A 13,292-nucleotide genomic window follows, 5' to 3' on the forward strand; every position below is an offset into this window, starting at 1 on the left:
GCTTCCAAAAAAGACGGCAGGTTGCAGCCTGCCGTTGTCGGGATTATTTCAGTAACAGATTGGCAATGGTCCGCACGCCAAGGCCTGTCGCACCGGCGGACCACTGATCCACCGCGCTTTTGCGATAGGTCGCGGAGCAGTCAATGTGCAGCCAGCCCTGCTGATAGTTGCTGACGAACCATGAGAGGAACGCCGCCGCGCTGCTGGCGCCCGCTGCATGTGCCGCGCTGGCGATGTTATTCAGATCGGCAAAGTTGGACGGCAGATGGTTGCGGTGGAACTCGGCCAGCGGCAGACGCCAGAAGGCTTCGTTCTCGCTGGTGGCACTGCCCAGCAGCGACTCCGCCAGCACGTCGTCAAAGGTAAACAGCGCATGGTAATCGTTGCCCAGCGCGGTTTTCGCGGCACCGGTCAGCGTGGCCGCATCAATCAGCAGCTGCGGGCGCTGTTCGCTGGCGTCGATCAGTCCATCGGCCAGTACCAGACGCCCTTCGGCGTCGGTGTTCATCACTTCTACGGATTTCCCGTTGCGATAGCGGATGATGTCGCCAAGGCGGAACGCGTTGCCGCTCACCATGTTATCGGCGCAGCACAGGAACAGCTTCACGCGCTTATCCAGGCCGCGCGCAATCGCCAGCGCCAGCGCACCGGTTACCGTTGCTGCGCCGCCCATATCGGATTTCATCGAATCCATGAACGCGCTCTGCTTCAGGCTATAACCACCGGTATCAAAGGTGATGCCTTTGCCCACCAGGCAGGCGTAAACCGGTGTGCTGTCGTCGCCGCCGGGGTTGAAGTCCAGCGTCAGCAGCACCGGCGGACGCGTCGAGCCGCGGCCTACGGTATGAATTCCGGCATAGCCCTGCTCACGCAGATCCTCACCTTTGATGATGCGATAGCTCACCGCGTCACCGCCTACTTCGCTGATCAGATCGATGGCACTGTGCGCCAACTGCTCCGGACTGAGATCTTCCGCAGGCAGGTTGATGGTGTCGCGCACCCAGTCAACGATCTTCAGGCGCCGATCGAATTCGGCCTGATCGGCCTCACTCAGCGTCGGCCATTCGACCTGACGCTGGCCTTTCGGGCTGCGGAAACCCTGCCAGAACGCCCAGCATTTCTCCAGATCCCAGCCTTCGCCGCTCAGCGCGACGTGGCGGATGCCCTGGCCGTCCAGCTTGCGTCCGGCACGTTGAATGCTCATCAGCGCATCGGCACCGGTCAGGTGAACGGTCATGCCACTTTCATTGCTGCTCAGCAAGGCTTTCTCGCCCCAGCGCGCGTCGGCGGCCTGGGAGCTGAGCGTAATCGTCATGGGTTGTGTTGTCATCGCGTGGCTCCGTTTGCGTTTGTTATCCCTGCGCACTGACCGGCGCAGGGCGAAAATTTAGCGGGAAGTGGCCGGCGTCAGCGCCCGTAAGCGCGTTACCGCCTTATGTACCACCCCGATGGCATAATCGATCTCTTCCTGCGTGGTAAAACGACCCAGCGAAAAGCGCAGCGAGCTGTAAGCCAGCTGCTGATCCACGCCCATGGCGCGCAGAACGTAGGAAGGTTCAAGGCTGGCAGAAGTACAGGCGGATCCCGACGACAGCGCCAGATCTTTCAGCGCCATGATCAGCGATTCGCCATCGACGTGGGCAAAACTGATATTGAGGATATTCGGCGCGCCCTGTTCGAGTGAACCGTTGAGCTGTACGTCGCTTAGCGTGCTGATGCCCTGCCACAGACGATGGCGCAGCGTAGCCAGGCGCGCGCTCTCGTCCGCCATCTCTTCGCGCGCGATGCGATAGGCTTCGCCCATGCCGACAATCTGGTGCACCGGCAAGGTCCCCGAACGCATGCCGCGCTCGTGACCACCGCCGTGCATCTGCGCGTCGATCTGCAGTTTTGGTTTACGCCGCACCCACAGCGCGCCGATGCCTTTCGGCCCGTACAGTTTGTGCGCTGAGAACGACATCAAATCCACCGGCAGCGCGCTGACGTCGAGCGGCAGTTTGCCCACGCTTTGCGTGGCGTCCACGTGGAACAGGATGTCGCGCGCGTGACACAGGGCGCCCAGCGCGGCGATGTCCTGAATCACGCCGGTTTCATTATTGACGTGCATCAGCGACACCAGCACGGTGTCGTCGCGCAGTGCCGCTTCCAGCATCGCAGGCGTGACGATGCCGTCCGCGCCGGGCTGCAGAAAGGTGACGTCAAAGCCTTCGCGCGCCAGCTGGGCACAGCTGTCGAGCACCGCTTTGTGTTCGGTCTGACTGGTGATGATGTGTTTACCGCGCGCCTGATGCTGCTGCGCCGCGCCTTTGAGCGCCAGGTTATCGGCTTCGGTGGCACCGGAGGTAAACACGATTTCGCGTGGATCGGCGTTGATCAGTTCGGCAACCTGGTTGCGCGCCACGTCAACGGCCTCTTCAGCCTGCCAGCCAAAACGGTGGGAACGGGAAGCGGGGTTACCGAAAGTGCCATCCAAAGTGAGGAACTGCATCATTTTGCTGGCGACACGCGGATCCGCAGGCGTTGTCGCTGCGTAATCCAGGTAGATCGGTAATTTCATTGCGCTAAAACTCCGTATAAAAAATCATACGTCTTTATAGCACGATTCAGCCTCTCCTGGGTTAACAGCAGAGGCTGAACGGGAGAGGATCAGGCGCGCAGATTGACGTTGATGGTTTCCTGCACGCGATGCTGCTGGAAGCGACGGTTATCAACGCTGTTCTGGCGATCGGCCACGTCGAGGATCTCCTGGTTATTCACCAGTTCCGCCAGCGTGATGTTGTTGAGGAAATCGCTGATGCGCTCGCTCAGGTCGCGCCACAGAACGTGGGTCAGGCAGCGCTCGCCGCCCTGGCAACCCTCTTTACCCTGGCATTTGGTGGCGTCAACGGATTCGTCCACCGCGGTGATCACCGCACCAACTGCAATCGCGCCGGCGTCTTTGCCTAACAGATAACCGCCGCCCGGACCCCGCACGCTGGCCACCAGACCGTGCTTACGCAGACGCGAGAATAACTGCTCCAGATAGGAGAGCGAAATGCCCTGACGCTCTGAAATATCGGCCAGCGGTACCGGGCCCTCGTGCGAGTGCAGGGCAACGTCCAGCATAGCGGTTACGGCATAACGTCCTTTGGATGTCAGTCTCATAGCATACAACCTCGTAAGCGTCCGCCAGCGAGTCGGCGGGTTATCTGAAGAATGGAGGCCAGTCTGACATTCCCGAGTATTTTGGTCAACTATTTAACCGAGTATTTCGCTCAACTATTTAACCTGGTGTTTTACTCAACTATTACCCTTGTCGTTTTTGGGTTTTTCAAACGACGACAGCATGCCGCGCAGAATGTTGAGTTCGTCGCGCTCCGGACGCGCACGGGTATAGAGGCGACGCAGTTTGCTCATCACCTGGCTCGGTGTGCCCTGGCGGATAAAGCCGCTGTTCAGCATCATCTGCTCGATGTGCTGATAGAAGCGCTCCAGATCGTCAACCAGCGGATACGGTGAGGCTTCATACTGCGGCTGCGGACTGGCTTTCTCCTGCGCGTCCAGCCACGCCATGCGCACTTCATAGGCAATAATCTGCACCGCCATCGCCAGGTTGAGCGAGCTGTACTCCGGGTTGGCCTGAATGGCGACATGATAGTGGCACTTCTGCAGCTCTTCGTTGGTCAGGCCCACGCGCTCGCGGCCAAACACCAGCGCCACCGGCGCCTGCTGGCCCTCTTCCACGCTTTTGATGCCGCATTCACGCGAGTCAAGCATCGGCCACGGCAGCGAGCGCGAGCGGGCGCTGGTCCCCACCACCAGGCTACAGCCGGCAATCGCCTCATCCAGCGTATCGACGATCTTCGCCTCACCGATCACATCGCTGGCACCGGCAGCCAGTGAAATAGCCTGCGAGTCCGGTTTCACCAGCGGATTGACCAGATACAGGTTGCTTAAGCCCATGGTTTTCATGGCGCGGGCAACGGAACCCATGTTGCCGGTGTGCGAGGTTTCTACCAGTACGATTCGGATATTTTGCAGCATAATAGATAGCGATAAGGAAATGATGGCGCGCATCCTAACATAAAAGCAGGACATTTGCTGAACACCCTGATATACTCCGCGCCGTTTTCACCCCGTTCTTTAACATCCAGTGAGAGATACCGATGCATCCGATGCTCAACATCGCCGTGCGCGCAGCGCGCAAGGCCGGAAATTTAATTGCCAAGAATTATGAAACCCCGGACGCCGTCGAAGCCAGCCAGAAAGGCAGCAACGACTTCGTTACCAATGTTGACCGCGACGCAGAACGTCTGATTGTCGAAGTGATTCGCAAGTCCTACCCGCAACACACCATCATCACCGAAGAAAGCGGTGAGCTGGCGGGCGACGATCAGGATGTTCAATGGGTAATCGATCCCCTGGATGGCACCACCAACTTCATCAAACGTCTGCCCCACTTTGCTGTTTCTATCGCCGTGCGCATCAAAGGCCGCACCGAAGTGGCGGTGGTTTACGATCCAATGCGTAACGAACTGTTCACCGCGGTACGCGGTCAGGGCGCGCAGCTTAACGGCTATCGCCTGCGCGGCAGCACGGCGCGTGACCTCGACGGCACTATTCTGGCTACCGGCTTCCCGTTCAAGCTGAAGCAGCACGCCACGCCATTCATCAACATCGTGGCAAAACTGTTTACCCAGTGCGCTGATTTCCGCCGTACCGGCTCTGCTGCGCTGGATTTGGCCTATGTGGCCGCAGGTCGCGTTGACGGTTTCTTTGAGATTGGCCTGAAGCCATGGGATTTCGCTGCCGGTGAACTGCTGGTGCGTGAAGCGGGCGGTCTGGTGACCGATTTCACCGGTAACCACGGCTATATGCTGTCTGGCAACCTGGTGGCCGGTAACCCGCGTGTGGTGAAGGCGATGCTGGCCAGCATGCGCGAAGAACTGAGCGAAGCGCTGAAGCGCTAAGCAAAAAAAAGGCGGCTAAATCAGCCGCCTTTTTTATTACCGACTTTGTTACCGACGCTCGTGGGTTAACACGGTGCGCGGCTGGGTACGCCGACCGACACCGCCGAGGACCGCCGCCAGCACCGCCTCGATCAGCATCATGAAGAAGGCAAACCAGCTGGCTTTCGCCGTTGCCGCCGCGGCTTTCTCTGCGGCTTCACGCGCTTTCTGCTCCGCTTCCTGCTTCAGCTGCTGATATTTCTGCATCGCCTGTTGATAGCTCTGCTCAGTCTGATTAACGATCTGCTCCGCTTCCTGATCGCTTTTTCCGGTCCGCGCTTTAATAATGTTTTTCAGCGCATCACGGTCTGCAGCCTGCAGCGTATCGGCATGACGACTCAGTACACCACGGATCCAATTGGCAATATCATTGTCGGCATTCTGTGGATTCTGTGCCGTTTGTTTCGCCTGGTTTTGCGCATTATTCGCTTCGCTATTTACATCCTGCTGTAAATTTTCCGGCTGCAGTTCCGGTTTGCCGGTCTGACGCAGCGTGGTTTGCAATTCATTTTGCAAATCATCCAGGTTGATATTATTTTCCTGCAGCTTCTCTTTCGCCATATTGGTCACCGATGGCGCTACCGCAGAAATACCGTTACCCAGGGCATTAAAACCGGAGCCTAAAATATTAAAGGCGCCGCCGATAATACCGCTGGCAAGTGAAAACGCCAGCCACAGCGTAATCAGGGTACTGACACCAAACATCAGCAGACCGTGCAGCGCACCTTCGCGCTGAGCCAGCCGTCCGGCAACGTAGCTACCGACCGCCAGCGCAATCAGCATGCTGGCCCCGGTCCAAATCAGCGCCCCGGTCCCCAGGTGTTCCAGCGGATTTTGTTCCTGCTGGGGATCGATGGTCGTGGCGCCGATCGCGGTTCCCAGCAGCCCCAGTAAAATATGAATGATTAATGCCGCAATCACCCCTGCAAATACGGCACTCCAGGAAATGCGTTTCAACGGTAAACCGCCGTGCGTTTCCACCACCGTTTCCGTGCTGCCATTATTAGTCCAGGTTTCAGGCATATTTATTTCCTCACAAACATTGACGATAAAGAGTAACGCATATAAGAGCACACCCTGTCCTTTTTGATATTATCTAGCGTAGACAGAGAAAACTCTTTTCACCAGATCGTCGGGCAAGAGAAATTAAAGTCTGCGTCGCGGGCAAAAAAAAACGCAGCATATTCAGGGAACATGCTGCGCTTATTTTTTAAAGCGTATTAATTAAAAAGGACGCAGACCGCCACCGAAGCCGGGCGTAGCACTGTGCCATAAAATAAAGCCGGCCAGCAGCAACAGCAGGCTGCCAGCCAGCATCACGGACGGCAACAACCACTGCGCAGTCCCTCTGCTGCTGACCCTGCCGAGGCGCACCGCCAGCACGCGCGAGCGCTGCACCAGCAAACCCAGCAGCGACACGGTGAGCGCGGTGCCCAGCGCCATGGTCAGCGCCGAGGCCACGCCCCAGCCATACACGCCAATCACTTTGGCAAACAACAGCATCATAATGGCACCGGAACAGGGCCGCAGCCCCATGGACAGCACCACCAGCGCCTGGGTTTTGCCGCTCACCGCACCGGCCAGCTGTTGCGCGCTCGGCAGGTGGGCATGACCGCAGCCGCAGTCAGCATGATGCTGATGATGTGGCCGTACCGCGCGAATCTGGAGCCCGGTCGCCGGACGGAACGCGCGGCGTAACCCCTGCAGCGCGCGCCAGCCCACCCAGACGCCGAGCGCCATCACCAGCAAATAGCTACCTTTCTCCAGCCAGTAACTGGTGAGATGCAGCTGGCGCGACGAGGTTTGCAGCACCACCAGCATCAGCGTCACCAGAGCAATCGCCACCGCGCCCTGCAACAGCGCCGCCAGCAGCGTCAGCTTCATGCTGGTTTTCAGCTGCGCCGGGTGGGTAGCGAGAAAGGTGCTGATCACCACTTTGCCGTGGCCCGGCCCCAGCGCATGCAGCACGCCATAGGCAAGGCTGAACAGCATCAGCGTGACACCGGCCTGCTGCGGCTGCTGCGCCACCTGTTGCAGGAGCTGCGTCATCTCACGGTGCAGCACCTTCTGCCACAGTACGCTTTGCAGCAGAATTTGCGGCCAGTGCAGCCACAGCAACGCGCCTGCGGTAATCAGCAGCGCAGCCAGCAGCCACAGCGGCCACCAGCGACGGGAAGCGCCAGGCAGTGAAATTAACGACATGTCAGGGTTACCGTCTGGGCAAACTGCTGGCCGAGATCCATATCTTCGGGCGGTGCGTCAGCTTTATCCAGCGACAGCGCGTACTGTTTTAGCGAGTCATCCGGTTTGGGCGTGTGTAAGTCAAACTGGCAATGGGCTTTCACGGTCTCATCCATGGTGATGGCTTGCGGATTGTCATAATACATATCAACAAAGTAACTGGGATCGAAGGTCTGGATGCGGTATTGCCTGGCGCTTAACGACTGCGGTTCGCCGAACGGCACAATGAACTCCAGCACCGCTTTATTGCCCTTGCGCGACAGCTGATACTCCTGCGGCAGGTTGAGAAATTTCACCCGATTTTTATCCTGCCACACTTCGGTAAAATAGTGCTGGCCCAGCACATTGGCCATTACCTGTGCCGCCAGCTTTTTCCACACCACCTCGCCGGGTTTGGCGTTGCCGGCATCGTACAGCAGATCGGCGGAGGTGATTTCATCCATGGTCCATACCATCTTCATCGCGCTGAGATGATCGTCCTTACCGATCAGTTCGGTCTGCATATCAATAAAGCTGTGTGGATGCGCCCACACGGCGCCGCTGAACAACAGCGTAAAGCTAACGAGCGCAATTTTCATATGTTATAAAGTAACAAATTTTAAAGTCAGAAGGATACCGGGCCAGAAAAAACTGTGACCCGCCCTGAAGCTCTGAACAAAAGTCATGACAAAGGCCAGGGTCAGCGCGTGGAGTTGGCTATTCTTAGCTGAAAAATGACCTGCGGATAACACGATTGATGAGTTCAGCGCATTCTACTGCTCCCCTCTTCAGCCGCGCCCAGCGTCGTTGCCATCTGCTGTTGCTGCTGTTTCTGCCTGCTCCCGCGTTAACGCTTGAAAAGCTCTGCCAGTTGAATGGCGTGGACCCTGTTGTCGCCCGACAGGATATCGCGGATGTCGGAGATGAGATACAGCGCTTTCACCAGCTGGAATTACACCAGATGGTGGATGGCAGCTTTCGCATTCATGGCACGGAACTGGACCGGCGTCTGTGCCTGCTGCACTGGCTGCGCCGCGCGCTGCGCCTGTCGCAGGATTTCGTCTGCACGCATTTTGCGCCGGCACTGCGCCAGCGGCTGAAGGTGCTGAAAATTGAGAAAGCGCTGTGGGATGAAACCAATCTGCAGGCGCTGATCCAGCACTGCAGCCTGCGGCTGGCGCGCGATTTCACGCCGCGCGACCGGCTGTTTCTGCAAATCTTCATGAAATATGCGCTGTGTCAGCGTCAGACGGCGCTGTTCAGCGAGCGCCAGCGCGCCTGGCTGGCTGCGAAGATTGAACGCAGCGCAGCGGATGACGTGATCCATCACTGGCAGAAACGTTGCCATCTGGCACCGGACGTCAGCGAAACCGATTTCTGGACGCTGCTGTTCAGCCTGATTCACGCGCCAGACGGCAGCCAGCTGGCGGACAGTCAGGCACACAAGCTGATGGCTGCGGTGGAAGCGCTGATTGCCCGCTTTGAGCAACTGGCGCAGACGCGCATCAAAAATCAGCAGCAGCTTAAGCTGCAGCTCTATACTCACCTGGCGCAGGCGCTGGATCGTAGCCACTTTGCCATCGGCATTGATAACAGCGTGGCGCTGGACGTGGCGCGTCTCTATCCGCGCCTGCTGCGCACCACGGCGCGCGCGCTGCAGCACTTCAGCAGCGATTTCGGCACGCAGTTTAGCGCAGAAGAAGTGAGCCTGGTGGCGGTGCAGTTTGGTGGCTGGCTGATGCAGGAGAGCGCGCTACAGGAGAAACAGGTGCTGTTACTGACCGGCGCTGACGCGGCGCTGGAACAGCTGCTGGAGCAGCAGCTGCGGGAAATGATGCTGTTGCCGATCAATATTACCTATCAGGATATGCTGCACTTTCAGCGTGAAGGCGCACCGCGCGATGTGGCGCTGGTGGTGACGCCCTACGCCACCGCCCTGCCGCTCTATTCGCCGCCGCTGATCCACGCTGAGCTGCCGCTGAGCGATCACCAGCAGCAGCGCATTCGTCAGCTGCTGGAGTCTTAAGCCGCGCGTGGCCGCAGGAACAGCGCCGGCAGCGCCACCAGCGCCATGACCCAGAACAGCTGGCCGTGCAGGTGGGTAAACAGCACGCCGCACACCATCGTCATCACCGCGATGCCGCCGCCCATTGCCAGCGCCGAATAGAGCGACTGCAGACGAATCACCTCTGCGCCTTTGCGCGCGGCAATAAAGCGCATCGCCGCCAGATGGCAGACGGTAAAGCTGCCGCAGTGCAGAATCTGCGCCACAATCAACAGCGGTAGCGCTGTGCTGGCACCCAGCAGCGTCCAGCGCACCAGCGCGCACACGCCGGACAGCAGTAGCAGATCGCGCGCGCTCCAGCGGCGAAACAGCCGGTTACTCAGGGCAAAAATCACGATTTCGGCCACCACGCCCAGCGACCACAGGTAGCCCACGACCGACGCGGAATACCCCGCTTCCTGCCACCAGATGGCGCTGAAGCTGTAATACGCGGCGTGCGCGCCCTGCATCAGCGTTACGCACAGCATGAAACGCCAGACACTGTTCTCGCGCAGCAGGTCACGCCACGCCGCCCAGCCACCGCTCGCGCCCTGGCGTAGCTCACCCTGCGGTCGGGTTTGTGGCGGCAGCAGCATGCCGGACAGCATCGCCAGCGCACCGACGCTCAACAGCAGCAGAATCACCTGCGATGACCAGGCGCTGACCAGCATACCGGTAAGCGCCGAGCTGATAACAAACGCCAGCGAGCCCCACAGCCGTACCGGACCATAGGCCAGCCCGATTTGCTGCGTCCAGGTGGCCGCCAGCGCATCACTCAGCGGCACCAGCGGCGAGAAGAACAGGTTAAAACCAATCATCACCAGCAGCAGCCATAGCCACTGACCGCCCAGCCAGAAACCGAGCGCGAACAGACAGGTCGCCAGCGCCAGCAGGCGCAGCGCAACAATCAGCTGCGCTGGATTTTTCACCTGCGAAGCAATCAACAGGCTGCCGGCAAAGCGCGCCACCATGCCACAGCCGAGCAGCAGGCCAATTTTTTCCGCATCCAGCCCGTTGCCTTTCAGCCACACGCTCCAGAACGGCAGATAGATGCCATAGCAGAAAAAGTAGGTAAAGTAGCTCAGTCCCAGCCACCTGGCCGATCCGATGGTCATGTTTCCTCCTGTTGACGCTCCGCCGTGCGCGGAATGGCCGTTACTTTCTCAAAGCCGCCTGCGAAAGGGAATAAAAAAAGGATGGCTTGCGCCATCCTTCTTCACACTGCGGGTTTAGCGCTTATCAGGCATAAACCGGCAGACGGGCACAGATATCCAGCACTTTCTGTTTGGTGCGCTCGATAGTGGCTTCGTCGTTGATGTTGTCGAGAACGTCAGCGATCCAGCCCGCCAGTTCGCGCACTTCCGCTTCTTTGAAGCCGCGACGGGTCACTGCTGGCGTACCGATACGCACACCGGAGGTCACAAACGGGCTCTTCGGATCGTTAGGTACGCTGTTTTTGTTCACGGTGATGTTAGCGCGGCCCAGAGCGGCATCCGCCTCTTTACCGGTCAGACCTTTGCTCACCAGATCGATCAGGAACAGGTGGTTGTAAGTACCGCCTGAGACGATGTTGTAACCGCGCTCCAGCAGCACTTCCACCATCGCTTTGGCGTTCTTCGCGACCTGCTGCTGATAAGCCTTGAACTCCGGCTCCATGGCTTCTTTGAACGCGACGGCTTTACCGGCGATAACATGCATCAGTGGGCCGCCCTGACCACCCGGGAACACCGCGGAGTTCAGTTTCTTGTACAGCTCTTCGTCGCCGTTTTTCGCCAGGATCAGGCCACCGCGCGGGCCGGCCAGCGTTTTGTGCGTGGTCGAGGTCACGATGTGCGCGTGCGGTACCGGGTTCGGATACACATCAGCAGCGATCAGACCGGCAACGTGGGCCATATCAACAAACAGCCAGGCGCCGATGCTGTCGGCGATTTCACGCATTTTGGCCCAGTCGCACACGCCAGAGTAAGCAGAGAAGCCGCCCACGATCATTTTTGGCTTGTGGGTCTGCGCCAGTTCGGCCAGCTCTTCGTAATTGATTTTGCCGGTTTCATCGATGCCGTAAGGGATAACGTTGTACAGCTTACCGGACAGGTTGACCGGCGAACCGTGGGTCAGGTGACCACCGTGTGCCAGGTTCATGCCCAGAATGGTGTCGCCCGGCTGCAGCAGCGCGGTGTACACCGCGAAGTTAGCCTGGGAGCCGGAGTGCGGCTGCACGTTAGCGTAATCCGCGCCGAACAGCGCTTTGGCGCGATCGATCGCCAGCTGCTCAACGATATCCACATATTCACATCCGCCGTAGTAGCGTTTGCCCGGATAGCCTTCGGCATATTTGTTGGTGAGCTGTGAACCTTGCGCCTGCATAACGCGTGGGCTGGTGTAGTTTTCCGAAGCAATCAGTTCAATGTGCTCTTCCTGACGCACCTTCTCCTGCTCCATAGCCTGCCACAACTCGGCATCATAATCGGCAATGTTCATATCACGCTTTAACATCCGCATCTCCTGACTCAGCAACTTTTTAACGGCAGTTTAAGCCCCGGCTAAGGGGCGAAGGCCAACAGTGTAAACGGTTTTGCCAGGGGACGGTAGCGCCAATCCCCTCTTTTTACGCAAACGATTGGCAAGGCGCTGGCACGGGATTTTTACGCTTTTTAGCCGGGGAAGAAAACCGGATATTTGTTCATCAGCAGCGGGAAAATTTTTCAGCTTTGCGCGCCCGCCAGCAGATTGGCACTCGTCACCCCAGACAAAACGGGGGATTTACAGTGCGCGGCAACAGGCATAACATGCATTTAAAATACATGTTTAAAAATACCCTGAGGATCAGCCTATGCTTGACGCGCAAACCATCGCCACCGTGAAATCTACCCTGCCCGCGATTGCTCAACTCGGCCCGCAGCTGACCGGTCACTTTTATCAGCGGATGCTGACGCAGCATCCCGAGCTGAAGAACGTGTTTAACATGAACAACCAGCGCAGCGGCAATCAGCGTGAAGCGCTGTTTAACGCGATCTGCGCGTACGGCAGCAACCTGCAAAACCTCGCGGTGCTGCTGCCGGCAGTGGAGAAAATTGCGCAGAAGCATGCCAGCCTGAATATTCAGCCGGCGCAGTACGCGATTGTCGGGGAAAACCTGCTGGCGACGATTAAAGAGCTGCTCAATCCAGGCGATGAAGTACTGGCGGCGTGGGGCAAAGCCTATGGCGTGCTGGCTGAGGTGTTTATCCAGCGTGAAGCAGCGATTTACCGTGCGTCGGAAGAAAAGGTCGGCGGCTGGCGCGGCGCGCGCGATTTTCGTATCCGTGCGATTACCGCGCAGAGCTCGGTGATCAAAAGCATTGAGCTGGTGCCGAATGATGGAGAGCCGGTGGCGGGCTTCCTGCCCGGTCAGTATCTGACCCTCAGTCTGCGCCCGGCGGACAGCGACTACATTCAGCACCGCCAGTATTCGCTGACGCATCTGCCGGATGGAAAAGCCTATCGCATTGCGGTGAAACACGAAGCGCAGGGCAGCATCTCCGGCTGGCTGCATCAGCATGCGAAGGTCGGCGATATCGTGCAGTGCGCCGCGCCGGCCGGGGATTTCTTCCTGCAGGCAGCGGCGCAGACGCCGGTGACGCTGATCTCAGCCGGCGTCGGGCAAACACCGCTGTTAGCCATGCTGGCCAGCCTGGCGGAGCAGCAGCATCCGGCCGCGGTATGCTGGCTGCACGCCGCCGAAAACGGCGCGCAGCACGCGTTTGCTGATGAGGTCGCGGCGCTGGGTGCGCAACTGCCGCGCTTTAGCCGCCACGTCTGGTATCGCCAGCCGCAAGCTGATGACGCGGGACGTTACGACGCGCAGGGTCTGATGGATTTAGCCACCGTCTCAACCGCACTGACCCAGCCCGAGGGTGAGTTCTGGATTTGCGGCCCGCTGGCATTCATGCAGTTTGTTGCGCGCCAGCTGACCGACGCCGGCATCAGCGCCGAGCGCATTCACTACGAGGTGTTCGGTCCGCACAAAGTGCTGTAAAGGAAAAAGCCTGCACGCGGCAGGC

12 protein-coding genes are annotated in these 13,292 nt (G+C 58.8%); 3 read left to right on the forward strand and 9 right to left on the reverse strand.

What is annotated here, in order from left to right; genetic code table 11:
* Positions 1–43: 43 nt before the first annotated feature.
* From pepB to trmJ, 4 genes are all read right to left on the reverse strand, one after another.
* On the reverse strand, positions 44–1,330 hold the full coding sequence (gene pepB, locus KOL70_RS10060; RefSeq protein ID WP_058758293.1) for an aminopeptidase PepB: 1,287 nt from the start codon (positions 1,328–1,330) through the stop codon (positions 44–46).
* 57 nt (positions 1,331–1,387) lie between these two features.
* Positions 1,388–2,557 carry an IscS subfamily cysteine desulfurase gene (locus KOL70_RS10065; protein WP_136545942.1) on the reverse strand — a complete coding sequence of 390 codons (1,170 nt, stop codon included), beginning with the start codon at positions 2,555–2,557 and terminating at the stop codon, positions 1,388–1,390.
* 89 nt (positions 2,558–2,646) lie between these two features.
* On the reverse strand, positions 2,647–3,144 hold the full coding sequence (iscR, locus tag KOL70_RS10070; RefSeq protein ID WP_031279392.1) for a Fe-S cluster assembly transcriptional regulator IscR: 498 nt from the start codon (positions 3,142–3,144) through the stop codon (positions 2,647–2,649).
* Between the two features lie 135 nt (positions 3,145–3,279).
* Positions 3,280–4,023 carry a tRNA (cytosine(32)/uridine(32)-2'-O)-methyltransferase TrmJ gene (gene trmJ, locus KOL70_RS10075; protein ID WP_031279390.1) on the reverse strand — a complete coding sequence of 248 codons (744 nt, stop codon included), beginning with the start codon at positions 4,021–4,023 and terminating at the stop codon, positions 3,280–3,282.
* Between the two features lie 122 nt (positions 4,024–4,145).
* Between trmJ and suhB the strand changes: the two genes are divergently transcribed.
* A complete protein-coding gene (gene suhB, locus KOL70_RS10080) occupies positions 4,146–4,949 on the forward strand; it encodes an inositol-1-monophosphatase (protein ID WP_058758291.1) in 804 nt (267 codons plus the stop codon).
* A gap of 48 nt (positions 4,950–4,997) precedes the next feature.
* Here the strand turns inward: suhB and KOL70_RS10085 are convergent, their stop codons facing one another.
* The 3 genes from KOL70_RS10085 to KOL70_RS10095 all read right to left on the reverse strand — a co-directional run bounded on the left by KOL70_RS10085 (position 4,998) and on the right by KOL70_RS10095 (position 7,807).
* Positions 4,998–6,011, reverse strand: coding sequence for a hypothetical protein (locus KOL70_RS10085; protein ID WP_215480604.1), 1,014 nt, complete (start codon positions 6,009–6,011; stop codon positions 4,998–5,000).
* Positions 6,012–6,212: 201 nt separating this feature from the next.
* Positions 6,213–7,190 carry a nickel/cobalt transporter gene (locus KOL70_RS10090; RefSeq protein ID WP_058758289.1) on the reverse strand — a complete coding sequence of 326 codons (978 nt, stop codon included), beginning with the start codon at positions 7,188–7,190 and terminating at the stop codon, positions 6,213–6,215.
* Entirely contained in the window at positions 7,181–7,807 is a 627-nt protein-coding gene (locus KOL70_RS10095; protein ID WP_058758288.1) for a DUF1007 family protein, read from the reverse strand. The genes KOL70_RS10090 and KOL70_RS10095 overlap by 10 nt, the downstream gene beginning before the upstream one ends.
* Positions 7,808–7,965: 158 nt before the next feature.
* Here KOL70_RS10095 and csiE point away from each other — a divergent pair, with 158 nt between their 5' ends.
* Entirely contained in the window at positions 7,966–9,234 is a 1,269-nt protein-coding gene (csiE, locus tag KOL70_RS10100; RefSeq protein WP_058770857.1) for a stationary phase inducible protein CsiE, read from the forward strand.
* Here csiE and KOL70_RS10105 read toward each other — a convergent pair.
* Together KOL70_RS10105 and glyA are read right to left on the reverse strand one after the other, a co-directional pair.
* On the reverse strand, positions 9,231–10,367 hold the full coding sequence (locus tag KOL70_RS10105) for a 3-phenylpropionate MFS transporter (protein WP_127834447.1): 1,137 nt from the start codon (positions 10,365–10,367) through the stop codon (positions 9,231–9,233). The genes csiE and KOL70_RS10105 overlap by 4 nt on opposite strands.
* 124 nt (positions 10,368–10,491) lie before the next feature.
* Positions 10,492–11,745 (reverse strand): serine hydroxymethyltransferase, encoded by a 1,254-nt coding sequence (gene glyA / locus KOL70_RS10110; protein ID WP_021506540.1) that lies wholly within the window; start codon positions 11,743–11,745, stop codon positions 10,492–10,494.
* 337 nt (positions 11,746–12,082) lie between these two features.
* On the opposite strand from glyA, the gene hmpA reads away from it, so the two are divergent.
* The gene (hmpA, locus tag KOL70_RS10115; RefSeq protein WP_215480605.1) at positions 12,083–13,267 is read left to right on the forward strand and encodes an NO-inducible flavohemoprotein; all 1,185 of its coding nucleotides are present in this window, start codon (positions 12,083–12,085) and stop codon (positions 13,265–13,267) included.
* The last annotated feature ends 25 nt before the right edge of the window (positions 13,268–13,292 follow it).

This window comes from Pantoea sp. B270 (assembly GCF_018726825.1).
GTDB lineage: Bacteria > Pseudomonadota > Gammaproteobacteria > Enterobacterales > Enterobacteriaceae > Pantoea > Pantoea dispersa.

What these genes read in the sequence shown, in the direction of transcription:
- pepB (WP_058758293.1), bottom strand. Translation starts at nt 1,330, where the DNA reads ATGACAACACAACCCATGACGATTACGCTCAGCTCCCAGGCCGCCGAC.
- KOL70_RS10065 (WP_136545942.1), bottom strand. Translation starts at nt 2,557, where the DNA reads ATGAAATTACCGATCTACCTGGATTACGCAGCGACAACGCCTGCGGAT.
- iscR (WP_031279392.1), bottom strand. Translation starts at nt 3,144, where the DNA reads ATGAGACTGACATCCAAAGGACGTTATGCCGTAACCGCTATGCTGGAC.
- trmJ (WP_031279390.1), bottom strand. Translation starts at nt 4,023, where the DNA reads ATGCTGCAAAATATCCGAATCGTACTGGTAGAAACCTCGCACACCGGC.
- suhB (WP_058758291.1), top strand. Translation starts at nt 4,146, where the DNA reads ATGCATCCGATGCTCAACATCGCCGTGCGCGCAGCGCGCAAGGCCGGA.
- KOL70_RS10085 (WP_215480604.1), bottom strand. Translation starts at nt 6,011, where the DNA reads ATGCCTGAAACCTGGACTAATAATGGCAGCACGGAAACGGTGGTGGAA.
- KOL70_RS10090 (WP_058758289.1), bottom strand. Translation starts at nt 7,190, where the DNA reads ATGTCGTTAATTTCACTGCCTGGCGCTTCCCGTCGCTGGTGGCCGCTG.
- KOL70_RS10095 (WP_058758288.1), bottom strand. Translation starts at nt 7,807, where the DNA reads ATGAAAATTGCGCTCGTTAGCTTTACGCTGTTGTTCAGCGGCGCCGTG.
- csiE (WP_058770857.1), top strand. Translation starts at nt 7,966, where the DNA reads ATGAGTTCAGCGCATTCTACTGCTCCCCTCTTCAGCCGCGCCCAGCGT.
- KOL70_RS10105 (WP_127834447.1), bottom strand. Translation starts at nt 10,367, where the DNA reads ATGACCATCGGATCGGCCAGGTGGCTGGGACTGAGCTACTTTACCTAC.
- glyA (WP_021506540.1), bottom strand. Translation starts at nt 11,745, where the DNA reads ATGTTAAAGCGTGATATGAACATTGCCGATTATGATGCCGAGTTGTGG.
- hmpA (WP_215480605.1), top strand. Translation starts at nt 12,083, where the DNA reads ATGCTTGACGCGCAAACCATCGCCACCGTGAAATCTACCCTGCCCGCG.